The organism is Olsenella uli, from assembly GCF_901212675.1.
GTDB classification, from domain to species: domain Bacteria; phylum Actinomycetota; class Coriobacteriia; order Coriobacteriales; family Atopobiaceae; genus Parolsenella; species Parolsenella uli_B.
This window is the reverse complement of record NZ_CAAKOQ010000041.1, coordinates 40,992-65,973: the sequence shown is the minus strand read 5'-3', so window position 1 is coordinate 65,973 and position 24,982 is coordinate 40,992. Positions and strand designations below refer to the sequence as shown.

General features: G+C 65.7%; 23 protein-coding genes and 1 riboswitch. Of the genes, 19 read left to right on the top strand and 4 right to left on the bottom strand.

Annotated elements, in window-relative coordinates:
* Nucleotides 1-441: IS1 family transposase (locus EFAMC1_RS06525; RefSeq protein ID WP_187324589.1), on the top strand; the 441-nt coding region annotated here is incomplete at its 5' end.
* Nucleotides 442-1,276: 835 nt separating this feature from the next.
* The gene (locus tag EFAMC1_RS06520; protein WP_154053498.1) at nucleotides 1,277-2,722 is read left to right on the top strand and encodes an MDR family MFS transporter; all 1,446 of its coding nucleotides are present in this window, start codon (nucleotides 1,277-1,279) and stop codon (nucleotides 2,720-2,722) included.
* Nucleotides 2,723-2,843: 121 nt separating this feature from the next.
* Here the strand turns inward: EFAMC1_RS06520 and EFAMC1_RS06515 are convergent, their stop codons facing one another.
* Nucleotides 2,844-3,308 carry a transposase gene (locus EFAMC1_RS06515; protein ID WP_261981808.1) on the bottom strand — a complete coding sequence of 155 codons (465 nt, stop codon included), beginning with the start codon at nucleotides 3,306-3,308 and terminating at the stop codon, nucleotides 2,844-2,846.
* A gap of 314 nt (nucleotides 3,309-3,622) precedes the next feature.
* Between EFAMC1_RS06515 and EFAMC1_RS06510 the strand changes: the two genes are divergently transcribed.
* The 8 genes from EFAMC1_RS06510 (at nucleotide 3,623) to EFAMC1_RS06475 (ending at nucleotide 10,483) form a co-directional block, all read left to right on the top strand.
* Nucleotides 3,623-4,411: a hypothetical protein gene (locus EFAMC1_RS06510; RefSeq protein WP_154053496.1), complete on the top strand. Its 789-nt coding sequence runs from the start codon at nucleotides 3,623-3,625 to the stop codon at nucleotides 4,409-4,411.
* Nucleotides 4,412-4,553: 142 nt separating this feature from the next.
* A complete protein-coding gene (locus EFAMC1_RS06505; protein WP_187324588.1) occupies nucleotides 4,554-5,804 on the top strand; it encodes a leucine-rich repeat protein in 1,251 nt (416 codons plus the stop codon).
* Between the two features lie 36 nt (nucleotides 5,805-5,840).
* The gene (locus tag EFAMC1_RS06500; RefSeq protein ID WP_154053494.1) at nucleotides 5,841-6,836 is read left to right on the top strand and encodes a hypothetical protein; all 996 of its coding nucleotides are present in this window, start codon (nucleotides 5,841-5,843) and stop codon (nucleotides 6,834-6,836) included.
* A 180-nt stretch (nucleotides 6,837-7,016) separates the two neighbouring features.
* Nucleotides 7,017-7,355: a cAMP-binding protein gene (locus tag EFAMC1_RS06495; protein WP_154053493.1), complete on the top strand. Its 339-nt coding sequence runs from the start codon at nucleotides 7,017-7,019 to the stop codon at nucleotides 7,353-7,355.
* Complete coding sequence (locus tag EFAMC1_RS06490; protein WP_154053492.1) at nucleotides 7,352-7,630, top strand: hypothetical protein; 279 nt, start codon at nucleotides 7,352-7,354, stop codon at nucleotides 7,628-7,630. The genes EFAMC1_RS06495 and EFAMC1_RS06490 overlap by 4 nt, the downstream gene beginning before the upstream one ends.
* A gap of 606 nt (nucleotides 7,631-8,236) precedes the next feature.
* Nucleotides 8,237-8,494 carry a hypothetical protein gene (locus tag EFAMC1_RS06485; RefSeq protein ID WP_154053491.1) on the top strand — a complete coding sequence of 86 codons (258 nt, stop codon included), beginning with the start codon at nucleotides 8,237-8,239 and terminating at the stop codon, nucleotides 8,492-8,494.
* A 107-nt stretch (nucleotides 8,495-8,601) separates the two neighbouring features.
* Nucleotides 8,602-9,798 (top strand): tyrosine-type recombinase/integrase, encoded by a 1,197-nt coding sequence (locus EFAMC1_RS06480; protein WP_154053490.1) that lies wholly within the window; start codon nucleotides 8,602-8,604, stop codon nucleotides 9,796-9,798.
* Nucleotides 9,799-9,970: 172 nt separating this feature from the next.
* On the top strand, nucleotides 9,971-10,483 hold the full coding sequence (locus EFAMC1_RS06475; RefSeq protein ID WP_154053489.1) for a low molecular weight protein-tyrosine-phosphatase: 513 nt from the start codon (nucleotides 9,971-9,973) through the stop codon (nucleotides 10,481-10,483).
* Nucleotides 10,484-10,511: 28 nt separating this feature from the next.
* Here EFAMC1_RS06475 and EFAMC1_RS06470 read toward each other — a convergent pair whose 3' ends face one another.
* Nucleotides 10,512-11,231 (bottom strand): Crp/Fnr family transcriptional regulator, encoded by a 720-nt coding sequence (locus tag EFAMC1_RS06470; RefSeq protein WP_222838660.1) that lies wholly within the window; start codon nucleotides 11,229-11,231, stop codon nucleotides 10,512-10,514.
* A 336-nt stretch (nucleotides 11,232-11,567) separates the two neighbouring features.
* On the opposite strand from EFAMC1_RS06470, the gene hcp reads away from it, so the two are divergent.
* From hcp to EFAMC1_RS06425, 9 genes are all read left to right on the top strand, one after another.
* Entirely contained in the window at nucleotides 11,568-13,247 is a 1,680-nt protein-coding gene (gene hcp, locus EFAMC1_RS06465) for a hydroxylamine reductase (protein ID WP_261981806.1), read from the top strand.
* Between the two features lie 103 nt (nucleotides 13,248-13,350).
* The gene (locus EFAMC1_RS11460; protein WP_154053488.1) at nucleotides 13,351-13,833 is read left to right on the top strand and encodes a peptide chain release factor family protein; all 483 of its coding nucleotides are present in this window, start codon (nucleotides 13,351-13,353) and stop codon (nucleotides 13,831-13,833) included.
* A 305-nt stretch (nucleotides 13,834-14,138) separates the two neighbouring features.
* Nucleotides 14,139-15,248: a glycerol dehydrogenase gene (locus EFAMC1_RS06455; RefSeq protein ID WP_154053487.1), complete on the top strand. Its 1,110-nt coding sequence runs from the start codon at nucleotides 14,139-14,141 to the stop codon at nucleotides 15,246-15,248.
* A 101-nt stretch (nucleotides 15,249-15,349) separates the two neighbouring features.
* Complete coding sequence (locus EFAMC1_RS06450; protein ID WP_154053486.1) at nucleotides 15,350-16,507, top strand: pyridoxal phosphate-dependent aminotransferase; 1,158 nt, start codon at nucleotides 15,350-15,352, stop codon at nucleotides 16,505-16,507.
* Between the two features lie 411 nt (nucleotides 16,508-16,918).
* Nucleotides 16,919-18,133 (top strand): iron-containing alcohol dehydrogenase, encoded by a 1,215-nt coding sequence (locus EFAMC1_RS06445; protein ID WP_154053485.1) that lies wholly within the window; start codon nucleotides 16,919-16,921, stop codon nucleotides 18,131-18,133.
* Nucleotides 18,134-18,263: 130 nt separating this feature from the next.
* Nucleotides 18,264-18,457: riboswitch (FMN riboswitch) on the top strand.
* Nucleotides 18,458-18,462: 5 nt separating this feature from the next.
* Complete coding sequence (locus EFAMC1_RS06440) at nucleotides 18,463-19,062, top strand: ECF transporter S component (RefSeq protein ID WP_261981805.1); 600 nt, start codon at nucleotides 18,463-18,465, stop codon at nucleotides 19,060-19,062.
* Nucleotides 19,063-19,067: 5 nt separating this feature from the next.
* Nucleotides 19,068-20,909, top strand: coding sequence for an energy-coupling factor transporter ATPase (locus tag EFAMC1_RS06435; protein ID WP_261981804.1), 1,842 nt, complete (start codon nucleotides 19,068-19,070; stop codon nucleotides 20,907-20,909).
* Nucleotides 20,906-21,709: an energy-coupling factor transporter transmembrane component T family protein gene (locus tag EFAMC1_RS06430; RefSeq protein WP_154053483.1), complete on the top strand. Its 804-nt coding sequence runs from the start codon at nucleotides 20,906-20,908 to the stop codon at nucleotides 21,707-21,709. The genes EFAMC1_RS06435 and EFAMC1_RS06430 overlap by 4 nt, the downstream gene beginning before the upstream one ends.
* Nucleotides 21,710-21,761: 52 nt before the next feature.
* Nucleotides 21,762-22,196 carry a pyridoxamine 5'-phosphate oxidase family protein gene (locus tag EFAMC1_RS06425; RefSeq protein WP_154053482.1) on the top strand — a complete coding sequence of 145 codons (435 nt, stop codon included), beginning with the start codon at nucleotides 21,762-21,764 and terminating at the stop codon, nucleotides 22,194-22,196.
* Nucleotides 22,197-22,247: 51 nt separating this feature from the next.
* Here EFAMC1_RS06425 and EFAMC1_RS06420 read toward each other — a convergent pair whose 3' ends face one another.
* Complete coding sequence (locus tag EFAMC1_RS06420) at nucleotides 22,248-23,165, bottom strand: HAD-IIB family hydrolase (RefSeq protein WP_154053481.1); 918 nt, start codon at nucleotides 23,163-23,165, stop codon at nucleotides 22,248-22,250.
* Between the two features lie 72 nt (nucleotides 23,166-23,237).
* Nucleotides 23,238-24,947 carry a Mur ligase family protein gene (locus EFAMC1_RS06415; protein ID WP_154053480.1) on the bottom strand — a complete coding sequence of 570 codons (1,710 nt, stop codon included), beginning with the start codon at nucleotides 24,945-24,947 and terminating at the stop codon, nucleotides 23,238-23,240.
* Between the last annotated feature and the right edge of the window lie 35 nt (nucleotides 24,948-24,982).

Below are 24,982 nucleotides of genomic sequence, written 5' to 3'. Positions count from 1 at the left end.
AGGAGCCTCCGGAGGCGTGCCCCAGATGCGGGTGCCCCCCGCACCGTCAGGAGGGGCCGCGACGCCGACGGGGCGCAAAGGAGGCTCTGCCGCGGGTGCGGCCGCAGCTTCCGGGCGTCGACGGGGCGGGTGCTCGGCACCACCAAGCTGCCCGCGGCGACCTGGGCGCGCTACGCCGAGGCGATGCTCGCGGGCGCCACGCTGCGCGACGCCGCCGCCGCGTGCGGCGTCTCGCTCAAGACCAGCTTCTCGATGCGCCACCGCCTCTGCGAGGTGATGGCGTCGATGCTGCCGGCCTTCGAGGCGGGCCCGGGCTGCCCGGTGGAGGCCGACGAGGCGCTCGTGCCCGACTCGCTTTCGGGCAACCACTCGAGGTCGGCGGGTTTTCCATGCCCCGCCCCGCACGCCGGCGCGGGGGCGACGGGGCCGCTGCCGGCGTGAGCTCGGACAAGGTCAGCGTGCTCACCATGGTCAACGCGAGGGGCGATGCGATGGCTGTGGCGGCCTGCCGCGGCAAGATGGGGGTCGCCGACGCCCGGCGCGCCATGGCGGGCTGCGCGCTGGAGGGGGCGGTGGTCTCCACCGACCGCCAGCGCGGCTATGTGCGCGCCCTGGCCGAGATGGGCGTGGCGGCCCACGAGAGGTTCGCCTCCTCCGGCCCGCGCGCCCCGCTCAACCGCGTCAACGCCCTGCACTCCGCGCTCAAGGCGTTCCTCGCCCGCTTCAGGGGCGTGTCCACCAGGCGCCTTCCCAACTCTACCTCGCGTGGTTCTGCTGGGCGCGCTAGGCGCGCCGGGGCGGGGACGCCGCCTCGCTGCTGCGGGCGCAGATGGGATCGGGGACATACCGGACGAGCTGGCGCGGGCTCTGGCGGCAGCCGTACCCGTTCCACCCGGAGATTTCCATGTCATAGGCGGGTTAACACAGCCTCAGTAAATAAGTTGCGAAAGTGCATTTTCCTAGAGGTCAAGAAATATTCGGTTGACGGTGCCGTATTATACGTTGTAAGGTACATAACATGTTTTGGCATTGTGAACATATCTTCTGGCTCAACGTCCGTCGCGACCTCATGACGTCGCGCGGCGATGCCGTCCGCAAGGGCGCCAAGGCGGCCCAGCGCACCTCTGCCCTCATATAACGCATCACAACCGAATACTGTTCCGCGCTTTGCGGATGGCCTGTTCCCGTTTAACGGGGTCGATGGCGTATACCCCCTCCGGCCGTTTCGCCGAAGGGGCCTTGCATGGTTATTCAATACGACCGAAAGGACGAATGTATGACAGAAGCAAAAGCCAAACCGAAAGTAGAGAAGAGCGCGGTGATCATCGTCGGCGTGATCACGCTCGGCGCGTTCGTCTCGCTGTTCAACCAGACCGTTATGGCCCCGGCGCTGCCTTCGCTCATGAAGGAGTTCAACGTCACCGCCGGCCTGGCGCAGTGGGTCACCACCATATACATGCTCGTCTCGGGCATCATGGTGCCAATCTCGGGCTACTTCATAGACAAGTACCCCACGCGCAAGCTGTTCTTCCTGTCCATGGGCCTGTTCGTGGTGGGCACCGTGGCGTGCGCCGTGGGTCCCAACTTCGCCATCCTGATCATCGGCCGCGTGCTGCAGGCCGCGGGCGCCGGCATCCTTATGCCGCTCGTCGGCACGGTGCCGCTGCTGGTGTTCCCCGTTGAGCTGCGCGGCACGGCCATGGGCATCGCCGGTATCGTCATGGCCGCCGGCCCCGCCATCGGCCCCGTGCTCGGTGGTCTGGTGATCGACTCCATGGGCTGGCGTCCGATGTTCATGATCATCGCCGTGCTCGCCCTCATCATCCTGCTGCTGGGTATTCCGCTGATGAAGAACGTCGGCACGCTCAAGGATCCCCGTCTGGACATCCCGTCCGTGGTCATGTCCACCATCGCCTTCGGCGGTCTGCTGTTCGGCTTCTCCAACGCCTCCGACATGGGTTGGGGCAGCCCCATGGTCATCGCCCCGGCCGTCATCGGCGTGATCTTCTTGATCCTGTTCGTGCGTCGCCAGCTCAAGCTTGAGACCCCGGTGCTCGAGCTGCGCTGCCTCAAGACGCGCAACTTCCTGGTCGCTGCCCTCATGGTGACCCTTATCAACGCCGCGGTCGCCGGCACCAACGTGGTGCTGCCGCTGCTCATCCAAAACGGCATGGGCGCATCGGCTACCGTGACCGGGATGGTCATGCTGCCGGCATCCATCGTGGGCATCGTGCTTTCGCCCGTGTCCGGCATGCTGTTCGACCGCATGGGGCCGCGTCTGGTCACCGTGGGCGGCATGGTGATCCTCACCCTCGCGCTGTTCGGCTTCGGTTTCACCGGTGCCGGCCTTACCGTTGGTCTTGCCGCCACGCTGTGCGGCCTGCAGGCTGCCGGTCAGGGCTTTGCCAACATGCCAGTTAACACCTGGGGCGTCAACACGCTGCCCGATGAGCTGATTGCCCACGGTAACGCCATCGCCAACACCGGCCGTCAGGTCTTCGGCGCCATCTCCACCGCCGTGCTCGTGACCATCATGTCCTCCGTGCAGGCCCACGCCGCGGCCGGCGGTGCCGACCTCGCGGCATCCACCGTTGCCGGTGCGGGCGCCGCATACTTCGGCTGCGCCGCCATCGCGCTGGTCGGCCTTGTGATCGCGTTCATCTTCGTGAAGAAGAACAGCAGTAAGACCGCCGCTCCGGCAAAGGTCATCTCCGAGAAGTAGCGCATCGCGTTGAGCTGCTCGGATCCCCATATGAACAACGGCTCCCGTCTCGTATATGAGGCGGGAGCCGTTTTGTTTTGGGAACTGTTGAGCGGCGGAGGGGGGTGTCCCTATAGTTTTGTCAAGCCGCAGAGGAGGACTTTTCAACATCCCCGTCCGCTGATGGCTCGATATATGGCACCCTGTCGCGCATGACGGCATAGATCACCCTGAGCCTCTTCCTCGCGACCGCCTTGAGCGCCTTGTTGTGGCGCATGCCTCTGGCGACGCATCTGTCGTAGTACCTCCCGAACCTGTTCTTGGTGCCCACAAGCGAGTTGCAGCTGAATATGAGCAGGTTCTTCAGGGCCTTGTTGCCCGCGCGGGTGCTTGTCACCGAGCTCAGCGAGGTGCCGGAGTCTCTGTCCTTCGGAGCCAGGCCGCAGTATGCCGCAAGCCTGCTGTCGCCCTGGAAGAGGCTGATGTCTATCGAGGTCACGAGGGCCGCGGCGGTCTTTGGTCCGATGCCTGGAACCGTGAGCAGGCACTGGTAGGTCTCGTCCTCCGATAGCATGCCCTCCAGCCCGGCGGAGAGCTCGGCGCGCATCTGGGGCACGCCTCCGGAGGCTCCTCCTCCGCGCCCGCCGGCATCTCGCCGGCGACCGCCTCGAGCAGCAGCCCCAGCATCTCCTCGCGCTCCTCGGGGCGCATCGCCCTCACGATCGCCCCGTACCCGAACCTGTCCTCCACGCCGCCTCCGATCGCCCGATTACTGACGATCAGAGGTTACGGCCCCGTGGGGGCAGAAGATGCAATTAGCGGGTTAACACAGCCAATTATGAAAAAAGAGGCGCAGCAAAGGCTGCGCGAGCGTCTTACTGGGGCGATTTGCCCCGTGAAACGAGAGAAAGGGTCGAGCACATGGGGAGCCAAGGAGATTTGCTATCGGGAGTCGCCACAGCGCACGATTTGATGCATCGCGTGGTGGGGCTGCAGAACCGCATCAACCAGCTGAGCACGCAATTCGCTGCCAAGACGGAGAAGAAGACCAAGCGGCATCCCGTGCTCTACGCCGTAGCGGGCTTCCTCATCGCGTTCGCGCTCATCACGAGCACCCCGCTGAAGGCCATCACGTACCCGATAACCATCCCGTTCTTCTCGGCGGGCGGCATGGAGCTTCAGGTGATGGTCTGGAACATCGTTAACCTCGTGGTGTCCGCCATCAACGGCGCGGTTCTGTACGGGGTCATCTCAAAGTCGGCCGACAAGGGGCGAGAGCGCAAGAACGCCACCATCGACCAGAGCAACGCGCAAGTGGAGGCCAACAACCAAGCGCTCGTGCAGAGTATCGAGCAGACGAAGCGGGAAATCTTCGCCGTGCAGCAGCGCTGGGCTGCGGAAGTCGCGCCGTGGTACCCGATGGACTACGACAACATCGACGCCGTGGACTTCTTCCTTACCGCCGTGCGCAACCACCGCGCGAGCACCGTGCAGGAGATGGTTAACCTCTACGAGACAGAGCGGCATCAGCGCCGTATGGAGCAGGGGCAGCAGCAGATTCTCAACCAGCAGCGCATCGGCAACATGCTACAGCTAGGCAATCTGTTCATGCAGGGGCAGGTTCTCAGCCAAGCCCAGCAGATAAACGCAAACACCGCAAGCGCCAGCAGCAACCTCGACTGGATTGCCAACGCGATGGGCAAGCGGTAGCGGCCCGCCATCGAACCCCGCTGCATGGATCATGGCGGTTTTCGCCACGATCCATGCAGCGGGCAGCCTATGTGGAGTAGCCCGTATGGCGGCTGCCACCACTTTCGAGCACCGTATACAGCAAGCGCAAAGGAGCGGAACAATGGATAAAACCGAACGGACGAGAAGAGCGGCGCGTTTTGCGGCGCTGCTCGCGGCATGCGCCCTGCTGCTGTTTCTGGCGGCGCGCCCCGCGTACGCCGTAGAGGTGGCGGGCGGCGACGGCTGGTCGCTGGACGATGCGGGCGTGCTCACGCTTTCCGAGGACATAGCCCCGATAAGCGCGGGCGGGGCCTACGAATGGGAGCCGTACGCCGCGCAGGTCAAGGAGGTCATGGTTGCCGAAGGTGTGACCGAGGTGCCCAGCATGGCGTTCGCCACGCGAGGCGGCGTGAGCTACGCCAGCCTGCAGAAGGCGACCATGTCCTCCACCGTGAGAACGATTGGCGTGAGTGCGTTCGCCGACAACCCCTCGCTCACCGAGGTGTACTTGAACGACGGCTTGGAGCGCGTGGAAAACGTGGCGTTCGGCGGAGCGGGCTTCGCGGAAATCGAGCTGCCCGAGAGCGTGACATGGAGTTCGGACGTGTTCATCGACTGCGACAGCCTCGTCTCGGTGACCATCCCCGCGGGCTCTGAATGGGGCGGCGGCAACGCGCAGTTCTACGGCTGCGACAGCCTTGAAACCGTATATATCGAGGAGGGCGTGGCGCAGATTCCCGCCACGTTCCTCAACGGATGCGGCAGCCTCGAATACGTGTGGGTGCCCAAGTCGGTCACCGAGTTCGTAGGCACGCCCATTCTGGGTGGCTGCATCATCGGGTACACGGGCACCGCTGCCGAGGAGTACGCGGACTGGAGGCAGGAAGTCGGCGTTAACGTGGTCGATTTCCACGCCATCGACGGCGACGAGCACACCTACGGAGAATGGCAGACGGTGGCCGAGCCCACGTGCACGGAGAGCGGCGAGCAGATTCGCACCTGCGCAATCTGCGGAGCCGAGCAGTCGCAGGAGCTTGCCGCAACGGGGCACATCTGGGACGGCGGCGTTGTGACGAAGGAGCCCACCGAGAGCGCCGAGGGCGTGAGGACGTACACCTGCGCGGCATGCGGCCAGACTAAGACCGAGCCCATCGCCAAGCTCCCGCAGACGGGCGGGGACGAGCCGCAGAGCGGCGACCGACCCGATGGGTCGGCGGATGCGAACGAGGGCTCCGCTCAGGAAGGCGCGCAGGACGAGCTTCCCCAGACGGGCGACGGCACGTTCGCGCTCATCGGCCTGCCTGCTCTTGCTCTGCTACTTGTTTCGGCGGGCGTGATTCTGGCGGCAAGAAATCGGGCGAAGCGCTCGTAGTCTAAGGCGATTCACGTAGCAAGGAGGGAATCATCCATGAAGCAATACACGAGAAGGAACGTTTTGAAGCTGCTCGGGGTTGGCGCGGTAACCGTGGCTGGCCTCGGACTGGTCGGGTGCGGCGGCTCGGACGAGGGTGCGGGCGGTGCCGCCAGCAGCGCGAGCGAGCCCGTGCCCGCATCGCAGGCGTTCGCGCAGGCGGGCGTATGGATGCAGTACGACGGCGACGAGCAAATCGGGAAGGACGTAGAAATCGAGCGCATCCTGTCGTTCGACGGCAACGGCAACGTGGCTGTGTACCAGTGCGACGGCGCGACCTTCGGCGACCTGAACGGCCTTTCCAACGAGCAGATAATCGAGCTCGCCAAGGAACAGGACAGGGCAGTGTTCGAGGCGGGGAAGCAGACGGCTATCGAAAGCGCCGCCGAGGCCATCCAAGCGTGGCAGCAATGCTACGACACCCTGAAAGCAGAAGCTGATGCGGGAACCTACGACTCCATGAACAACTACGGTGCCTACGGCATCGAAGGCGTACCCGAGGAGGAACGCGCGGCGGCCATCGAAGAGTTCCAAATCGCGCTGGAGAACACGAAGAGCTCGCTCGATGCCGCCAACGAGGGCCAGGCATTCAACGAGGCGGCGGAGTATCAGGAGCCGCAGCTCCAGCCCTACACGCTCGCGCTCGAAACCGACGGCTCGGGCAACGTCGCGGCGGGCGAGGAAATCCGCTTCCCAGCGCGCCGCTTCAGCTTCTACCAGATAGAGGTTGACGATACGACGGACCTCGAAAGCCCCGAGACGCGCTTCCGCGTGCTGACGGACTACGGCTGGCACAACGACGCCGAGATTCCCGAGAGTGCCTTCAGCGCCCCCGAGGATTCCATCGGACTGTACTCGTCCAACTACTCGACCACGCAGGCGGTCTACGATACCACCTTCGGCGGGTATTCGGGCCTCGCCACCGTCGCGGAGGAAGGTCACGCGGGCTTCACATGGGACACGACCGACGCAGAGGGCGTAGAGGTGGATTAGGGAGCCGCGCATCGAGCAAATCGCAATACGACCGCAAGGCCGCATCCGATTTTCGGGTGCGGCCTTTTCGTTTCGGGCCGCATCTCGTCGCGCTCGATCCCCGATTCCGCAGCAGATCACGTCTTGCGCCGTGAGTATGCCTGCGGCATCGGGGAGGTCGCGCGAAGGGAGGTGCTGAACATGAAAGATAAGGATAAGGACAAATTCAGCATCGAGGAAGAGACGGAGTGGCGTATTCAGGTTCTCAAGCGCACGGCACGCATCAGCGCGGCGAAGGCCAAGCAGCTCGAGCGCGAGGGGAACGCGATGCGCAGGAAGGAGCCGCTCGAGGACAGGGAGGGGCTCGAGGGCACCCTGAGGTGCATCGACAACGTGATGGAATGGCGCTTCGTGGACGAGTTCGGGCGCGTGGAGCTCGACGCGGACATGCTCTCCATGCACATCACGGTCAGGGAGCTGCGGTTCATCCGCGCATGCATCGTGCGCGCCATCGAGGAGCTGGAAGGAGGCGCGCGGTGAGCGGCTACGGGATAAAGACGTACGCCGACCTCGCGGAGACCTGCGGCGGCATGGTGCTTGCAAACGAGATGGCCTACCGTCCCATGGAACTGGTAAGCGGCAGGTGGACACCTTGGGAGGAAATCTTCCAGTGGTACATTGTGCAAGACGCGAGCTTCCTCATGAATCACACCGACGAGCCGGTGTTCTACGACGGCGAGCTTTGCCTGCACGTACTTGGGGTCAGGCATTTTGGGACGGCATGGGATATGGTTCCAGCTCCAGAGATTCATTAAGCGCGAGAGACCAACGGGCGTAGCGAGAAATCGCTGCGCCCGTTATTTTTTTCGCACCCAGCACCGCCTTGCGAAACGTCGTCGCGCGGGGACTTCGCGCCGCGAAAACGAACGCCGAATGGTCGCCCATAAACGAGGGGAAGACGCGCCCTTTTCGCAGGCTGCGCGAATTGCGAAAGCTGATCGATGAATTTCAGCGCGAAGGTTCGCCGCCGCTTCGCGGCATAAATCAGGCGAAACCACCGCTGCCCCTTCCGCTCTACGCTTCGAGGACAAAAACGGCAAAAGGGCATAAGAGGGGCTGACGCAGCTTGCGCTGCGGTCGGCATAGCCGACAGCCCCCATGCCCACCGCCCACGTACTTCGTACAAATAAACCCACGGGCATCGAGCGAAGCGAGATGCGCACAAGCGAAGGGCATGCGTATGGAGAGCCCGTGAATCTCAAAAAACAGCACTGACTTTTTTCTCCTCATTTATGAATGGATGCAAACAGAAATGCTTGTTTATCAGGCTTTTCTCGATTTGCGGATACATGGCGACGCAATTAATCTCGGCTCGTAATGAAATTGCGTTGCAAGCAACGCCGAGTGAAAAGGAGGCTCGAATGAGCAAGAAGGCAAGTGTTCAGGATGCGCCTGAGAACCCCGTGTACAGCATGCTCGAAAACGCCATGTGGGTCGTTGATGAAAATGAGGCAAAGAAGTTTCTCGGAACAAACAGGCTTCTGCAGCTAATGGTAGACAGAGTGGACGGCGTTGGTCCCACGTTCCTTAGCTTGAACGGCGACTCCTCGCGTCGTTATTACTTCGTGGGCGACCTGCTTTATTGGAACAAGATGCATTGGAACAAGAATCGTCCCTAGGAATCTTGAAAGTCATTCAACGTAGCCCGTACCACTAGCAATTATGCGCCCCGATGCACTAATGAAGCAGCATCGGGGCGCATCCATAAAGAGAGGAGGTGACAAGAGTGCCCACGAGGAAAGACAGCAAGGGGCGCATCCTTCGCCAAGGAGAGGGGCAGCGTCCAAACGGCCAGTACTATTTCAAGTTCAAAGACGCGAAAGGCAAGACGAAGTACAAGTACTCGTGGACGCTCACCACGCACGACCTCCCTCCCAAGGGCAAAAAGTCGGGGCTGTGCCTCCGCGAAATTGAGAAGCAGGTGCAACGCGATCTGTTTGACCGTGTTGCACCAAGCGGGATGACCGTTCTCGAATTGGTTGAAAAGTACGTTGCGACCAAGACGGCGGTGCGCCCGACTACGCGCGCGGGCTATAAGACGGTTATGAACTTTCTCGCCAAGGACGAGTTCGGAAGCAGGAAAATCGGCGATATAACGACGCTCGACGCGAAGAATTGGCTCATCTATCTTCAAGGCGAACTCGGGAAAAGCTACAGCGCGATTCACTGCATTCGAGGAGTACTTCGCCCAGCTTTCCAGCTTGCGGAGGAAGACGACCTCATCAGGCGCAACCCGTTCAACTTCGAGCTCGCCACCGTGCTCGTTAACGACTCCATTGCGCGCGAGGCCTTGTCCCCACAGGACGAGCGCAGGTTCCTCGATTTCATCAAGGGAGATAAGCATTACTCGCAATATTACGAAGCGTTCTACATCCTCTTCAACACGGGGCTGCGCATCTCGGAGTTCTGCGGCCTCACAAAATCTGACCTCGATTTCGAAAACGGAGGCATCCGCGTCAACAAGCAGCTGCAGAGGGGCAGCGATATGAAGTACTACATCGAGCGTCCAAAAACGAAAAGCGGCGAGCGATACGTGCCCATGTCCGAGGAAGTCAAAGAATGCTTCAAGGCAATCCTTCAAAAGCGTGCCAACCCGCCTGTCGAGCCCGTCGTTGACGGGGTAAGCGGATTCCTGCTTCTGGACAAAAACGGCATGCCGAAGGTTGCGATGCACTGGGAGAAGTGCTTCCAGCTCTCCCTCCGCAAGCACAATAGCATCTACAAGAAAGAGCTTCCCAAGATTACCCCGCATGTCTGCCGACACACGTTCTGCTCCAAGATGGCTCGCAAGGGGATGGACCCCGCGAAGCTTAAGTACATCATGGGGCACTCGGACATTAGCGTGACATACAACACGTACACCCACCTTGGATTCGAGGACGTGAGGGGCGACATGCTCCGCATGACGGATGGTGCCGCGTAAGCTAAAGTGTACGAAGTTGTAAATCCGCGAGGTTTACAACCGAATTTACAACTTTTGCGGCGGAAAATATCCGCTCATGCACGAGTCGATTCGGGATTCCGCGACTGGGCGATGATATACGAACAGCGTTTATCACCTGCGGAAACCCTGATATTTGAAAGGAAATCCAGGGATGCACAGAATCATGTTCGTATGCCACGGCAACATCTGCCGATCCACGATGGCGCAGTTCGTGCTCGAGGAGCTCGTGCGGCGCGTGGGCCGTGCTGACGAGTTCGTTGTCGACTCTGCGGCAACGAGCCGCGAGGAGCTGGGCAACCCACCCCATCCGGGCACGGTGCGCAAGCTGGGTGAGGAGGGGATCCCCGCAGGCAGCCACCGCGCCCGCCAGATGAGGCGCGACGAGTACGGAAGCTGGGACCTTATCGTCTACATGGACGAGGAGAACGCGTGGGGCCTCGCCCGCATCCTGGGCCAGAACTCGGCGGGCGGCCTCGACGACTCGGAGGGTAAGTGCGTCAAGCTGCTCTCCTATGCTGCGGACGACTCTGGCCTCAGGCCCGCCGCCCGGGACCGTCGCGGCCGGGTCAGAGACGTTGCCGATCCGTGGTATACCGGCAACTTCGACGACACGTACCGCGACGTGCTTGCCGGCTGCCGGGGGCTGCTCGCCGCGCTCTCATAGAGACGGGCCTCTTCCGGTGCCGTTGTCCTCACCTGGACGGGTCCCGGAGCAGCCTGAACGAGTCGAGCCGATAGTCGATGAGGCCGTCGGCTCGCATGCGCGAGAGCTCGGCGGAGAGGGCGCTGCGGTCGACCCCGAGGTAGTCGGCGAGCCGCTGACGGTTGAGCGGGATCCGAAATGACGTGGCGCCGGCGTGAAGTGCCTGGTCGGAGAGGTAGGACAGCACCTTGCCCCGGATGGTCTTGGGCGTCGTGTTCGCGGCGCGTCGCGCGAGCAGGAGGCTCTGGTGGGCAAGCGTGCGAAGCAGGTTTCGCGAGACGGTCGTCAGGGTTCGGTCGATGTCGGGCGCCGGGGCCTGCGCCCGCACGCCGGGGCCTCCGCCCATGATGCGGGCGACGTCGACGAACAGCACCCTCGTGGGCTCTGTGGCGATGACGTCGACCATGAGGGGCTCGTCGGGCACGCAGGCGTAGGCCTCCGCAAAGACGCGGCGGGGTCCCACGCGGGCGAGCAGCGTCCGGCTGCCCCGGGGGTCCGTCGACTCGACCGTGACCGAGCCGGTCATGACGAGTCCAAGCTCCGAGACCTGCTCGCCCCGGTGCATGACGGCCTCCCCCTCGGCAAACGAGTCTGCCCGGGAGTTGAGCCAGGCGAGGAGCGCACGGACCCCATCGGGCGTGACCCCCTGGAAGAGCGGCATGATCGCGAGGTCGTCGAAATCCAGCGTGTCCAGCGAGACCCTCTCCATGGCGGCGCTCCCTCCGAGTCGTGCACGATGCGAATTCCAGACGGACGGGCCTCGTGCCGAGCGAGACCGGCTCTCCTTCCAGCCTCGCGCTGACCCTCTGCCCTTTGTGGGTTCGGCCTCTTCCCGAACCAGTTCCGGCCTTCTCCGTTTACGAGTTCGGTTTCCCCGATTTCGAAGAGCTGGCCCGGATGTTGTAGATACAACCGACAACTTGTCATCGGGACTATAGCCTTTCCTCCGCACGGCAGACAAGGACGCGCGGCACCCACGACGAGAGAGACGCGGGGGACTGCGGACAGATCAGGGCGCGGGGGCGCCTGTGAGGAGAGGAGAGACATGACCGAGGACAAGATGGGTTCGGGCCGTACCGTCGCGAGCGGCGAGGGTGCCGTCGGAAACGAGGGGGTTCTCGAGGCGGTGGCCGCCCAGGCCCGCAAGATGTTCTGCTTCCAGTGCGAACAGACGGCTGGCTGCGGCGGCTGCACGAGCGCTGGCGTGTGCGGCAAGTCGGCGCTCACGGCGCGCGAGCAGGACGAGCTCACCGGCGCGCTCGTTGGCCTCGCTCGCGCGCTCGGCGACCAGGCGCCCTCCCGGCGCGTGTCCGACCTCGTGCTCGACGGCCTGTTCACCTGCGTGACCAACGTCGACTTCGAGCCTACGGCCGTCCGCGCACTCACCGACCGCATCCACGCCGAGCGTGATTCCATCGCGAGCGAGCGCGGCGTCGCGGTCGCTGACTACGACATGGACGAGCTCTGGAACGCGCCCGAGGATGTGCGCTCGCTCAAGTCGCTCGTCCTGTTCGGCATCCGCGGCATGGCGGCCTACGCGCACCACGCGGCCGTGCTCGACTATCGCGACCCCAAGCTCGCCTCCTTCTTCTGCCGCGCCCTCGCGGGAATCGGCAGCGATGCCGGCGCCTCCGAGCTGTTGCCGCTCGTGCTCGAGGTGGGCGAGCAGAACTTCTCCTGCATGGCCCTGCTCGACGGCGCTAACACCGGCACGTACGGCAAGCCGGTTCCCACGTGCGTCGAGCTTGGCATCGAGCCCGGCCCGTTCATCGTCGTGACCGGCCACGACCTGCGCGACCTCGAGCAGCTGCTTGAGCAGACCGACGGCCGCGGCGTCAACGTCTACACGCACGGCGAGATGCTGCCCGCCCACGCCTATCCGCTGCTCAAGGCCCATCCGCAGCTCAAGGGCAACTTCGGCACGGCTTGGCAGAACCAGCGTCGCGAGTTCGACGCCATCCCGGCCCCCGTACTGTTCACCACGAACTGCCTCATGCCGCCCAGGGGCAGCTACAAGGACCGCGTGTTCACGACGGGCGTGGTGCGCTTCGAGGGCTGTGCGCACGTCGAGGCGGCCGCGGATGGGCGCAAGGACTTCTCAGCCGTGATCGATAAGGCCCTCGAGCTGGGCGGATATGGCGAGTTCCACCAGCAGGAGGGCATGAACGGCGGTCGCAGCGTCACGACGGGATTCGGGCACGACGCGGTGCTTGGCGTGGCCGACAAGGTGGTCGAGGCCGTCCGCGCCGGCAAGCTCCGCCACATCTTCCTCGTGGGCGGTTGCGACGGCCCCAAGCCCGGCCGCAACTACTACACGGACTTCGTGCGCAACACGCCCGCCGACACGATCGTGCTCACGCTGGCCTGTGGCAAGTTCCGCTTCAACGACCTCGACCTCGGCGAGCTGGGCGACACGGGCCTTCCGCGCCTGCTCGACATGGGTCAGTGCAACGACGCCTACAGCGCGCTCGTGGTGGCGACGGCACTTGCCGAGGCCTTCGGCTGCGGCGTGAACGACCTGCCGCTCACGCTCGTGCTCTCCTGGTACGAGCAGAAGGCGGTCGCCATCCTGCTCACGCTGCTGCACCTCGGCATCAAGGGCATCTTCCTCGGCCCGACGCTGCCCGCCTTCGTCTCCCCGGGCGTGCTCCAGACGCTTGTCGACGCCTACGGCATCCGCCCGACGACAACCCCCGAGGCCGACATGGCGGCGGCCCTCGCCTAGCCCTCCAGAGGCGGGCGCGTGCCGCGAGGCCTCGCGTCGATTGACGAGACCATCCCATAGGCACCTCCCTACAATCTCTCGGTAGGGAGCAAGGGAGGTGCCTATGGGCGAGGCAAGAGGACGCGGGGCCGTGGGCGGCAGGGCGTCTGCCGGCGGGGCGGCGTCAGGCGCGGGTGCGCCGGGTACTGCGAGGGAGGCCACGCACAAGGCCACTGCGCCGCAGCTCAGCTGGCGCGAGTACGCGGAGCTTGCCAAGCAGTCGCCGGAGCGCATCTACCGCGACTGCGTGACGGACGTCTTCCGTGCCACGGGCCCGGGAGGCCAGGGCGTCAACACGACCGACTCGGCCGTGCGCATGCGCCACGTGCCCTCGGGCGTCACGGTGGTGTCGCGCGAGTCGCGCAGCCAGCTGCAGAACCGACAGACCTGCTTGGCCAAGCTCCACGACATATTCGCCCGGAGGGCCCACCCGCCTCGTCCACGCAAGAAGACCAAGCCTACCAAGGGCTCGAAGGAGCGCCGGCTCAAGGCGAAGCACATCCGCGGCGAGCGCAAGGCCCTTCGATCGAGGCGGGACTTCGAGTAGGGGTGGCCCGGGGGACGGCTCAGGACTACGGGCGGGCCTGGAGACGGCCTAGGGCCACGAGCGGGCCGAGAGGGGCTCCAGGGTTGCGGACCGGTCGCGACATCCCAATACGCGCCGCTCCGACGCCCCATTGTCAAGCACTTTTCCAAGAAGTACCGCTCGCACGCAAAAACCTACCGTTCGCAGAAGACGACCGTTCGATGGCGGTCACCTTTCTCATATGGGTACCCTCGCTCCTTGGATGGGGCCACAGGGGGTGGGCCTGCCTTGGCCCGGGGTTTGACCACGACAAAGGGAGAGTCTTTATGGCAGCACTCAAGCTCATGCGCGCTCCGCAGAAGTACGTCCAGGGCAAGGACGCCCTGCTCCAGTTCGAGAAGGAGCTGGGCTTCCTCGGCAAGAAGTGGCTGTTCGTCTGCTCGCACAGCGGCTACAAGGCCACGCACGACAAGATCGAGAAGAGCTTCGGCGACTCCGGCGCCACGCGTCGCTACGAGATCTTCGGCGGCATCTCGTCCAACGGCGAGATCGAGAAGATGCGCAAGATCGTCGCCGACGAGGGCATCGACGTCGTGGTTGGCGTGGGTGGCGGCTCCGCCGGCGACACGGCCAAGGCCACGGCCTACTACGAGAAGCTGCCGGTGGTCATCGTGCCGACCGTCGCGGCCACCGACGCTCCCTGCACCGGCCTGTCTGTGATCTACAACGACGACGGCTCGTTCGACAAGTATCTCTTCTATCCCAAGAACCCCGAGGCCGTCATCATCGACTCCGACGTCATCGCCCATGCGCCCGTCTCGTTCCTCGTGGCCGGCATGGGCGATGCCCTGGGCACCTACTTCGAGGCCCGTGCCTGCGACCGCACGCACTCGCTGTCCCTTGAGTTCGGCGGCATCACCCGCTCCGCCATGGCGCTCTGCGAGCTCTGCTACAAGACGCTTCGCGAGTACGGCACGCAGGCGCTCGTCGCGGCCGAGAAGCACGTCGTGACTCCCGAGCTCGATGCCGTCATCGAGGCCAACGTGTACCTGTCCGGCGTGGGCGCCGACAACGGTGGCCTGGCCGTGGCCCACTCCTTCTACAACGGCCTCACCTCGCTGGGCGGCCACTCGGCCCCGCACGGCAACTGCGTCGCGTTCGGTACGCTCGTGCAGCTGCTCGTCGAGCAGGCCCCGTCGGCCGAGTTCAAGGAGGTCCAGGACTTCTGCCTGTCCGTGGGCCTGCCGGTGACGCTCGACGAGATCGGCGTCACCGCCGACGAGCAGGTCCGCACCATCGCCAAGAACTCCTGCGTGGAGGGCGAGACCATCCACAACATGGCCGGCGACGTCACGCCCGACGAGCTCTATGACGCCATCGTGCTTGCCGACGCCCTGGGCCACCAGGTGCTGGGTGACAACACCGAGGGCTGCTAGCGGCTCGGCCAGGTCCGCGCGCTGTCGTACAATTACGCCCATTCACGTATGCGGGCGCCTCGCCGTGCAGGCGGGGCGCCCCTTTCTTCCCGGAGGCACGCATGCAGTTCTCGAAGCGACTCGACAAGTTTGGCGACGAGGTCTTCGCCTCGCTCAACCACCGCAGGCACGAGCTCGAGGCCCAGGATCGCACGGTCATCGACCTCTCGGTGGGCACGCCGGACTTCGAGCCGCCGGCGCACGTGATGGACGCGCTCGTGGCGTCCGCGAAGGACCCCAACGACTGGAAGTATGCCATCTCGGACCTTCCCGAGCTCAAGGACGCCGTCTGCTCCTACTACCAGAGCCGCTTCGGCGTCACTGTCACGCCCGACATGGTCATGAGCGTCGACGGCACGCAGGAGGGCATGAGCCGCCTGGCGCTGGCGCTGCTCGACGAGGGCGACACGGTGCTCGTCCCCGACCCGTGCTACCCGCTGTTTCGCTCCTCGGCCGTGATGGTCGGGGCCAAGCTTGCCTTCTACCCGCTCTCGGCCGAGCACGACTTCCTGCCCTACGTGGACGGCATCGACCCCGAGGTGGCCGACCGTGCCAAGTACATGGTGGTGTCGCTGCCGGCAAACCCGGTGGGCTCGGTGGGCACGCCGGAGGTCTACGCCCAGATCGTCGAGTTCGCCCGTGCCCATGACCTGCTGATCGTTCACGACAACGCCTACAGCGACATCATCTTCGACGGGGTCGAGGGCCACAGCTTCTTCAACAACCCCGGTGCCGACGAGGTGGGTGTCGAGTTCTTCAGCCTCTCCAAGTCGTTCAACGTCACGGGCGCCCGCATCAGCTTCCTCGTGGGCAGGCCGGACGTGGTGGCTGCCACCTACAAGCTGCGCAGCCAGCTCGACTACGGCATGTTCCTGCCCATCCAGCACGCGGCCATCGCGGCACTCACGGGCCCGCGCGACCAGGTGGTCGACCAGGGGCACCTCTACCAGGAGCGGCGCGACGCCCTCTGCGACGGGCTCGAGTCGATTGGCTGGGAGCGGCCCAACGCGCACGGCTCCATGTTCGTGTGGGCGCGCCTGCCGCACGGTCGCACGGACTCCATGGCCTTCGTGCTCGAGCTCATGGAGAGGGCGGGCGTCATCGTGACGCCGGGCGCGAGCTTTGGCCCCGGCGGCGAGGGCTTCGTGCGCATCGCGCTCGTGCAGCCGCCCGAGGTACTGCGCCAGGCGGTCGCGGCGATCGCGCAGGCCAACCTCTAGGGCCGTCGCGGAACCGGAAGAGGGGACTACGGGGGGCGTCGCGCGGGACTGCTCGCTCGGCGCCCCCATGCGTAAGGCCACACGTCGGCTGGCGTACGTACCCAGGATGCCGGCCCGTCTCGCGACATATGTCTTAGAGAGACAAGATGTCCACCAGAGCAAGATCAACCGCTCGTGTAAATCAAGAGCTCATGAAATTCTGTAGGCGGTCGGTTTTCCACGCTTGCGGATTGGGTCGTCTGCGTCTGTAACACGCTGGATACAATTTAGAGCGAAGCAAGGCGACAGGGCAATGTGAGCCGGCGCGCTTCTGGCACGTCCACAGGGGGCTGCCAAACGGGGAGCTGACGGTATATGCCGCCGGTAGTTCGTCGGCCTAGCTGCCGGCGCAAATGATGTGGAGGAACTCGTATGGGACGTTTCACCAACCCGCGTGACCTGTACTTTGGCGAGGGTGCTCGTCACGAGGTCAAGAACCTCAAGGGCAAGAAGGCCATCATCGTCTCCGGCGGTCACAGCATGCGCCGCGGCGGCTTCCTGCAGGACGTCCAGAAGGACCTCGAGGACGCTGGCTTCGAGGTCAGCCTGTTCGAGGGCGTCGAGTCCGACCCGTCGATCGAGACGGTCATGAAGGGCGCCAAGGCCATGCAGGAGTTCCAGCCCGACTGGATCATCGCCATCGGCGGTGGCTCGCCGATTGACGCCGCCAAGGCCATGTGGGTCTTCTACGAGTACCCCGACGAGTCCTTCGACAACATCATCCAGCCGTTCAGCTTCCCGGAGCTGCGCAAGAAGGCCCAGTTCTGCGCCATCTCCTCGACGTCCGGCACGGCCACCGAGGTCACCGCGTTCTCCGTCATCACGGACTACCAGAAGGGCATCAAGTACCCGTTGGCCGACTTCAACATCACCCCGGACGTCGCCATCGTCGACCCCGAGCTCACCTACTCCATGCCGCAGAAGCTCTGCGCGCACACCGGCATGGACGCGCTGACCCACTGCATCGAGGCCTACGTCTCCACGTACGCCTCCATGTTCACCGACGCCAACGCCCTGCACGGCATCCGCGAGATTCACGAGTGGCTGCCCAAGAGCTACGCCGGTGACCACGAGGCTCGCCAGCACATGCACGAGGCCCAGTGCATCGCCGGCATCGCCTTCTCCTCTGGCCTGCTTGGCATCGTGCACTCCATGGCGCACAAGACGGGTGCCGCGTTCTCCGGTGGCCACATCATCCACGGCTGCGCCAACGCCATGTACCTTGGCAAGGTCATCCAGTTCAACTCCAAGGACGCCCGTGCCCACGAGCGCTACGCCTACGTCGCCAAGGAGGTTCTGCACCTTCCGGGCACCACGGACGACCAGCTGATCGACAACCTGATTCAGGAGATCAGACACATGAACGACCAGCTCAACATCCCGCAGGGCATCAAGAACTACGGCGAGGGCGGCGTCAAGTCCGACGCCTCGATCATCGACTACGACGAGTTCGAGGCCAAGAAGTCCGAGGTCGCCAAGAACGCGCTGCTCGACGCCTGCACCCCCGAGAACCCGCGCCAGCCGACGCAGGAGGAGATGGAGAAGCTGCTCGAGTGCGTCTACAAGGACGAGCAGCCTGACTTCTAGGCCAGCCGCGCCAACGCGCACCGCGGGCGGCCGTGCCGCCCGACATGCAAGACTCGGCAGGGAGCCGGGGCCACGTGGCCTCGGCTCCCTTTCTCTTTGTGCGTGCCCGCGCGGAGTGCTATCATCCGCGTTGCTGTTTCAGGGCGAGGTGAAATTCCTCACTGGCGGTAGGTCGGACGCGGGCACAGGGCCCGCGGGCCCACGTCAAAGGGACGTGGTGCGGGAACCGGCGAGTCCGCGAGCCCGTCTGCGCTGGCGCGCAGCAGGGTTGACCCGGTTCGAGTCCGGGACCAACGGTCAAAGTCCGGATGGAAGAGGCAGGTGATCTCATGTCTGAACAGTCTGCGCAGTCCGCACACATCCACGTCGAGAACACGAACAGGTGGAGCACGAGGCAACTCGTGACCATGGCGCTCCTCGTTGCCGTCGGTGCCATCTTCTCGTTCGTGGCACTCCCGATCTTCCCGGCTGCGGCGTTCCTCACGTACGACCCGTCACTCGTCCCGGCCATGGTGGCGGGCTTCGCCTTTGGCGCGGGCCCCGGCGTCGCGGTGGGCGTGCTCATCACCGTGCTCCACGGCCTTCTGACCGGCGGGTGGGTCGGCTCGCTCATGAACATCGTCGCCACGCTCGGCTACATCCTGCCGGCGGCCATCATCTACGCGCGGAGCCGCACGTACAAGGCGGCCATCGGCGGCCTCGTCCTCTCGATGGTTGTGGCCACGGTTGCCTCCGTCGTCGCCAACCTCACCATCGGCGTGGCCTTCTGGTACGGCACGCCCGACGCGGTGCTGCCGCTCGTGGTCCCGGCGCTCATTCCGTTCAACCTCCTCAAGACGTTCCTCAACTCGCTCATCACGCTGGGCGTCTACAAGGCGATCTCCAACTCCATCACCCCGGAGAAGGACCAGGTCCAGGGCAAGGAGTAATGCGAGTGGCGCCAGGTCCCAAGACCATCATCTCCTGCGGGGACGTCACGTTCACGTACGACCGGCAGAGGCTCGCGCTCGACGGCGTGAGCCTCTCCGTTCCTCGCGGCAGCCTCACGTGCGTGCTTGGCGGTAACGGCTCGGGCAAGTCCACGCTCGCGAAGCACCTCGACGCGCTTCTGGTCCCCGACTCGGGCAGCGTTGCGGTCGACGGCCTCGACACGTCGGATCCCGAGTACGTCTACGACGTGCGCTCGCGCGTGGGCATGGTGTTCCAGAACCCGGACGACCAGCTCGTGGCCACGCTCGTCGAGGACGACGTGGCGTTTGGCCCCGAGAACCTGGGCGTGCCGACGGAGGAACTGGGCGCCCGCGTGCGGCGCTCGCTCGTGCAGGTGGGGCTCACGGGTTTCGAGCGGCACGAGACCAACGCGCTCTCCGGTGGCCAGAAGCAGCGCGTCGCCATTGCGGGGGCGCTTGCGATGGACCCCGAGGTGCTCGTGCTGGACGAGGCGTCGGCCATGCTCGACCCGCGCGGGCGCGACGGCCTCATGAAGGTCGTCCGGGAGCTCAACGGGCGGGGCATGACCGTCGTTATGGTGACCCACATCATGGCCGAGGCGGCCGAGGCCGACTACGTCGTCGTGCTCGACGCTGGCCGCATTCGCATGGAGGGGACCCCGCAGGAGGTCCTGACCCGCGCAGACGAGCTCGACGAGCTGGGGCTCGAGGTGCCGCCGGCATGTCGTCTCGCGCTTGCGCTGCGCGAGGAGGGCGTGCGCGGCGTGGAGCCCCGCGTGCGCGAGGACGAGCTCGTGGAGCAGCTCGCGACGAGGGCTGCCCGGAGTGGCATCGTCGCTGCTGGGCATGATATCGCCGCTGGCGGGGAGTCTGCAGGTTCCACGGCTGGCCCAGCTGACCCATCCTCCGCGCTCATCAGCTTCGACCACGTCTGGTTCAGCTACAAGCCTCCCAAGGAGCACGGGCGCCTCCTGCACGGCCGCCTCTCGCGGCGGGGCAGGGCAGCCTGGGGCAACGACCCGGACGCCGTCTGGGCGCTGAGCGACGTGAGCCTCGAGGTGCGCCGCGGCGAGTTCCTCGGCATCGCGGGGCACACGGGGTCGGGCAAGTCGACGCTCGTGCAGCAGATGAACGGTCTCGCGCATCCCACGCGGGGTACGGTGTGCGCGTTTGGCGAGGACCTTGCTCGCAAGGGCGCCTCGGCGGACGTGGTCGCGCGTGTCGGCGTGGTCTTCCAGTACCCCGAGCGCCAGCTCTTTGCGCAGACCGTCTTCGACGACGTCGCGTTTGGCCCGCGGAACCTCGGCTGCGACGAGGCGGAGGTGGCCCGGCGCGCCGAGCGCTCGCTTCGCCAGGTTGGGCTCGACCCGGCCATTGTGCGCGAGAAGAGTCCGTTCGACCTCTCGGGCGGCCAGCAGCGCCGGGTCGCGTTTGCCGGCGTGCTCGCGATGGAGCCCGAGGTGCTCGTGCTCGACGAGCCGGCGGCCGGCCTCGATCCGGCGTCGAGGCGCTCGTTCCTCTCGCTCATCGCGCGGCTGCACGAGGAGGGCCTCACCGTGGTGATGGTGTCGCACGACATGGACGACCTTGCGAGCCTCTGCTCGCGCCTCGTCATCATGAACGAGGGCTCCGTCGCGCTCGAGGGAACGCCCAATGAGGTCTTCCTTAAAGGTTCTGACCTGCAGCGCATTGGTCTTGGTGTGCCAAGTGCCCAGCGAATGGCGGAGGCCCTGCGCGCCCGGGGCGTGCCCCTTGCCGAGGGGCGCCTCTATTCGGTGGCCTCGCTTGCCAGGGCGCTCGCTCCGATGCTGGGGGAGGTTGCATGACGGACGCCTTCTCCTTTGGCAGCTACTGGCCTGGCGACAGCCCACTGCATCGGATGGACCCGCGCGCCAAGCTCGCGCTTGGACTCTGCTTCCTCATCGTGTCGCTCGTGGGGCAGGCACCGGTGGCGCTTGCCGTGCTCGCGCTCTTTGTCGTCGCGCTGTACCGCGTGGCGGGCATACCGGCCGGCCGTGCGCTGCGATCGCTTGCGCCCATGCTTCCCATCGTTGTGCTCGTGTGCGTGCTCAGGCTGTTCACCGACCAGGCCGGCGAGACGCTGTGGTCGTGGGGCGTCTTCCAGATAAGCGAGGGCAGCCTGCGCTCGTGCCTCTCCACGGTCGTGCGCCTCACGGCGATGATGGCGGGCATGTCGCTCGTAACCCTCACGACCACCGCGCTCGACCTCACGACTGCCTTCGAGCACCTGCTTGCCCCGCTTGCGCGCGTGGGCGTGCCGGCGCACGAGCTTGGCATGATGCTGGGCATCGCACTCAGGTTCATGCCCCAGCTCGCGGGGGAGATGCGCGCGACGTATGCGGCGCAGCTCTCGCGCGGCGCGCGGCTCTCGGGCAGCCCGCTGCGCGGCGTGCGGGCGCTCTCGTCGGTGGCGGTGCCGATGTTCGCGAGCGTGTTCCGCCACGCGGAGACGCTGGCGGCCGCGATGGACGCCCGCTGCTACCATGGCGAGCAGGGACGCACCAAGCTGCATCCGCTGCGCCTTGCGCGTCGCGACGCCGTGGGCTGCGCCGTCATGGTGGTGCTGCTCGCGGCCGTGGTGGCGGCAAACGTACTGGCCGGGTAGCGTTGGCGCGCTCGGTGCCGCCCGTTCGACTTCGACAGAGATGGAGGCTGGCATGCCAGCGACGAATCATCCCCAGGAAGAGGGCCTCGAGCTCGTGCTCCGCTACCTCACGTCGGTGCGCGCCTGGTACCTCGCCACGAGCGTGGACCACCGGCCGCACGTGCGGCCCTTCTCGTACGCGGCGATCGAGGACGGGGCGCTCAGGCTCTGCACCGCGACGACCAAGGACGTGTGGGACGAGCTCGAGGAGAACCCCTGGTTCGAGGCCACGTCGTGGTGGCCGGGCCATGGTTGGCTCGTGCTGCGCGGTCGCGTGGACCTTCGCGCGCCCGTGAGCGACGAGGTGCGGCGCGCCGGCTTCGAGCACCTCGAGGGCCTGGGCGAGCACTACGACGGGCCCGACGACCCGACCCTCGCCTTCCCCAAGGTCGAGGAGACCGAGGCCTGGATCTGCGACCACGAACAGTGGATTCCCATCAAACTGTAGGCGAGGGCGCACGTCCTTGAAGACCGCGGAGGCCGGGCGCCGGACCTTCAGCTACTCCTTCGCCGCGAGTAGCCCCCGCATGGCGGCCACCCAGCCGTCGGTCGCGCGCTTGGTGGAGATGAGGATGTTGTCGCGGGCGGCCAGCTCCTCCTTGGCGCGTTCGTGCCCAAGGCCGTTGCACATGAACAGGAACGTGCCCACGGCGTCGGCAATCACGCAGTCGGCGGGGGAGTCCCCGGCGCCAAGCACTTCGTCGGGCTCGAGGCCGGCAAGCTCGATGAAGCGCAGGATGCCCGAGCCCTTGCTCACGCCGGCGGGCGTTATGTGGTAGGTGTGGATGCCCTCGGGGTGCGCGTGGTCGCAGACGAGTTCGCTCGCGCCCGAGATGTGGTTGACCATGCCGTTGTCCGAAAGATAAAGCGGCAGGCCCGAGTGGTCGAGCATGTCCTGGATGTCGTCCTCGGGGGCGTCGCCGCGCAGCGCCACCGTGACCTCGCGATACTCGAAGCCGATGCCGTTATCGTGGTAGGTCTCGAGGTGTCCCGGCCAGCGCGCGAGCACCTCGTCGATGACGCCCGTCTCGCAGATGACATCATGCGGGGTCTTGCCGCTCGCCTCGTCGTAGGGCATCGTGCCCGTGAAGTAGTGCCACTCAGGGTTGCTCGACTGGCGGGTGCAGAGCACGCCGCCCATCTCGGCGATCCAGCCGGGAAAGCCCAGCACGCGCGCGTCCTCCTGGATCATGGCGCGGTTGCGCCCGGTGCAAGGGATGACGCCCACGCCCGCCTTCGTGAGCTCCACGAGCGTCTCGACGAGCTCGGCCGACGGCTCGCCGGCGGTGTTCACCGTCGCCTTGGCGCCGGTGAACATGGTGCCGTCGGCGTCGGTGATGACGTAGCGCACCTTGCGCAGGCGCTCCGCAAGCTCGCCGGTTGGACGCGTCGGGAACGTGGGGTGGCTGGTGGGCATGGGGCCTCCTTGGGCGCGGGCTGACATGGCTGCGGCCGCCCGCCCGGCGGCCGCGTGGGTACGAGCTGGGGGCTAGCTGAGCCTGAGCCCGCGTGCGGCGGCTGCCTGGCGGAAGGCCTCGGCGTCGGGAATCATGGGCTCGAAGCGGTCGCCTCGGTGGATGAGGGTCTCGTCGCCCTTGCCGAGCAGGCACACAAGGGCGGGCTGGCCGTAGGAGAGCGCCACGTCGAGGCAGCGGGCCACGGCCTTTTGGCGGTCGAGCACGTACTCGTGCGTCACGGGCGTGCCGTCGGCAAGCGTGGCGCCTGCGGGAACGTTGTCGTCCATCTCACGGCAGACGTCCTCGTTGGAGTCGTGGGCCGGGTCCTCCTCGGTGGCCACGATGTGGCTGGCCCACCGCGCCGCCTCGCGCGGGAGCTCCACGCGCCGCTCGTAGGCCTTGCCGCCCGGGGCACCGATGAGCGCCACGATGCGCCTGCCCGGGAACTCCTTGGCCATCGAGGCAAAGAAGCTCTGGTAGGAGAGGGTGTTGTGGGCATAGTCCACCACACAGGCCACCTGGTCGTCGGGACTGCCCACGAGCTCCATGCGGCCGGGCACGCGGCAGGCCGCCAGACCTGCGGCGACATGCTCGTTCGAGATGCCGAGGAGCTTGGCGCAGGCGATGGCCACGAGCGCGTTCTCCACGTTGAAGAGCCCCGGGAAGTTGATGGTGACCGGGAGCTGCCAGGCCTCGTCGGTCGTGGCGGCAACCTTGGTGCTTGAGCCGTTGGCAGAGCCTACCGAGCCATGTGCCACGAACGTGAGGCGCGACCCCTCGGGGCGCACGTCGGTGGCCCAGATGTCGGGGAAGGCCATGTCGCAGCTGCCGCACTCGACCGGGTCGGGGCCCTGCGCGGAGACGGCCACGAGCGTGGGCACCTTGCCCTCGAAGTTCTCGCCCTGCGCCGAGCTCAGGATGCGCTCGATGTGGGAGCTGCCGAGGTTCACCACGGCGGCGCGACCCTGGCGGAAGATCTTGAGCTTGCTTGCGAAGTAATCCTCGAACGTGGGGTGCTCGACGGGCGAGATGTGGTCGGTGCCGATGTTCAGGAAGGCGGCGACGTCGAGCTCGACGCCCAGTGAGCGGTCGTACTTGAGCGCTTGGCTCGAGATCTCCATCACCATGGCGTCGAGGCGGGCGTCACGTGCGTTGGCGAGGTGGCGCCAGAGGTCGGGGGCCTCGGGCGTGGTGTTGGTCGACTCGGCGTCCTCGATGCCGTCGTAGGTGTCGATGGATCCGATGACGCCGCAGGTCTTGCGTCCGTTTGCGGCGTCGATGATGTATCTGAGCATGTAGGCCGAGGTCGACTTGCCCTTGGTGCCCGTGATGCCCACCTGGGGAAGCGCGCGGTCGGGGTGGCCGAACGCTGCGGCGGAGACGAGGGCCATCGCGGTGCGCATGTCGCTCGTGACGATGGCGGGTGCACCCTGCGCCACCTGGGCAAGCTCGTTCAGGCGGGCAGGCTCGCAGACGTAGGCCACGGCACCCTTCTCGAGCGCGGACGCGAGGTAGGCAGGCTTGAAGGCGCGTCCCTTGCAGAAGAAGACGTTGCCCGGCTGCACGAAGCGCGAGTCGCAGGCGGCGCCGGTCACGGGCGTGTCGGCCGCGAGCTCGCGCTCGCCCGCGAGGATGCCGCGCTCGTCGAGGAGCTCGACGAGCTTGGAGAGGCTCGTGTGTGGCTGGTGGCTGGGACTGGTGGCTGCGCCGGCGGGACAGGCGACTTCAGGCTGAGTGTTCATGGACACCAGTATACGCGCGGGCGATTGCGGGGGTG

Excerpts from the sequence above, each read along its gene's own strand:
- EFAMC1_RS06520 (WP_154053498.1), top strand. The coding sequence starts at position 1,277 with ATGACAGAAGCAAAAGCCAAACCGAAAGTAGAGAAGAGCGCGGTGATC.
- EFAMC1_RS06515 (WP_261981808.1), bottom strand. The coding sequence starts at position 3,308 with ATGCGCGCCGAGCTCTCCGCCGGGCTGGAGGGCATGCTATCGGAGGAC.
- EFAMC1_RS06510 (WP_154053496.1), top strand. The coding sequence starts at position 3,623 with ATGGGGAGCCAAGGAGATTTGCTATCGGGAGTCGCCACAGCGCACGAT.
- EFAMC1_RS06505 (WP_187324588.1), top strand. The coding sequence starts at position 4,554 with ATGGATAAAACCGAACGGACGAGAAGAGCGGCGCGTTTTGCGGCGCTG.
- EFAMC1_RS06500 (WP_154053494.1), top strand. The coding sequence starts at position 5,841 with ATGAAGCAATACACGAGAAGGAACGTTTTGAAGCTGCTCGGGGTTGGC.
- EFAMC1_RS06495 (WP_154053493.1), top strand. The coding sequence starts at position 7,017 with ATGAAAGATAAGGATAAGGACAAATTCAGCATCGAGGAAGAGACGGAG.
- EFAMC1_RS06485 (WP_154053491.1), top strand. The coding sequence starts at position 8,237 with ATGAGCAAGAAGGCAAGTGTTCAGGATGCGCCTGAGAACCCCGTGTAC.
- EFAMC1_RS06475 (WP_154053489.1), top strand. The coding sequence starts at position 9,971 with ATGCACAGAATCATGTTCGTATGCCACGGCAACATCTGCCGATCCACG.
- EFAMC1_RS06470 (WP_222838660.1), bottom strand. The coding sequence starts at position 11,231 with ATGGAGAGGGTCTCGCTGGACACGCTGGATTTCGACGACCTCGCGATC.
- hcp (WP_261981806.1), top strand. The coding sequence starts at position 11,568 with ATGACCGAGGACAAGATGGGTTCGGGCCGTACCGTCGCGAGCGGCGAG.
- EFAMC1_RS11460 (WP_154053488.1), top strand. The coding sequence starts at position 13,351 with ATGGGCGAGGCAAGAGGACGCGGGGCCGTGGGCGGCAGGGCGTCTGCC.
- EFAMC1_RS06455 (WP_154053487.1), top strand. The coding sequence starts at position 14,139 with ATGGCAGCACTCAAGCTCATGCGCGCTCCGCAGAAGTACGTCCAGGGC.
- EFAMC1_RS06450 (WP_154053486.1), top strand. The coding sequence starts at position 15,350 with ATGCAGTTCTCGAAGCGACTCGACAAGTTTGGCGACGAGGTCTTCGCC.
- EFAMC1_RS06445 (WP_154053485.1), top strand. The coding sequence starts at position 16,919 with ATGGGACGTTTCACCAACCCGCGTGACCTGTACTTTGGCGAGGGTGCT.
- EFAMC1_RS06440 (WP_261981805.1), top strand. The coding sequence starts at position 18,463 with ATGTCTGAACAGTCTGCGCAGTCCGCACACATCCACGTCGAGAACACG.
- EFAMC1_RS06430 (WP_154053483.1), top strand. The coding sequence starts at position 20,906 with ATGACGGACGCCTTCTCCTTTGGCAGCTACTGGCCTGGCGACAGCCCA.
- EFAMC1_RS06425 (WP_154053482.1), top strand. The coding sequence starts at position 21,762 with ATGCCAGCGACGAATCATCCCCAGGAAGAGGGCCTCGAGCTCGTGCTC.
- EFAMC1_RS06420 (WP_154053481.1), bottom strand. The coding sequence starts at position 23,165 with ATGCCCACCAGCCACCCCACGTTCCCGACGCGTCCAACCGGCGAGCTT.
- EFAMC1_RS06415 (WP_154053480.1), bottom strand. The coding sequence starts at position 24,947 with ATGAACACTCAGCCTGAAGTCGCCTGTCCCGCCGGCGCAGCCACCAGT.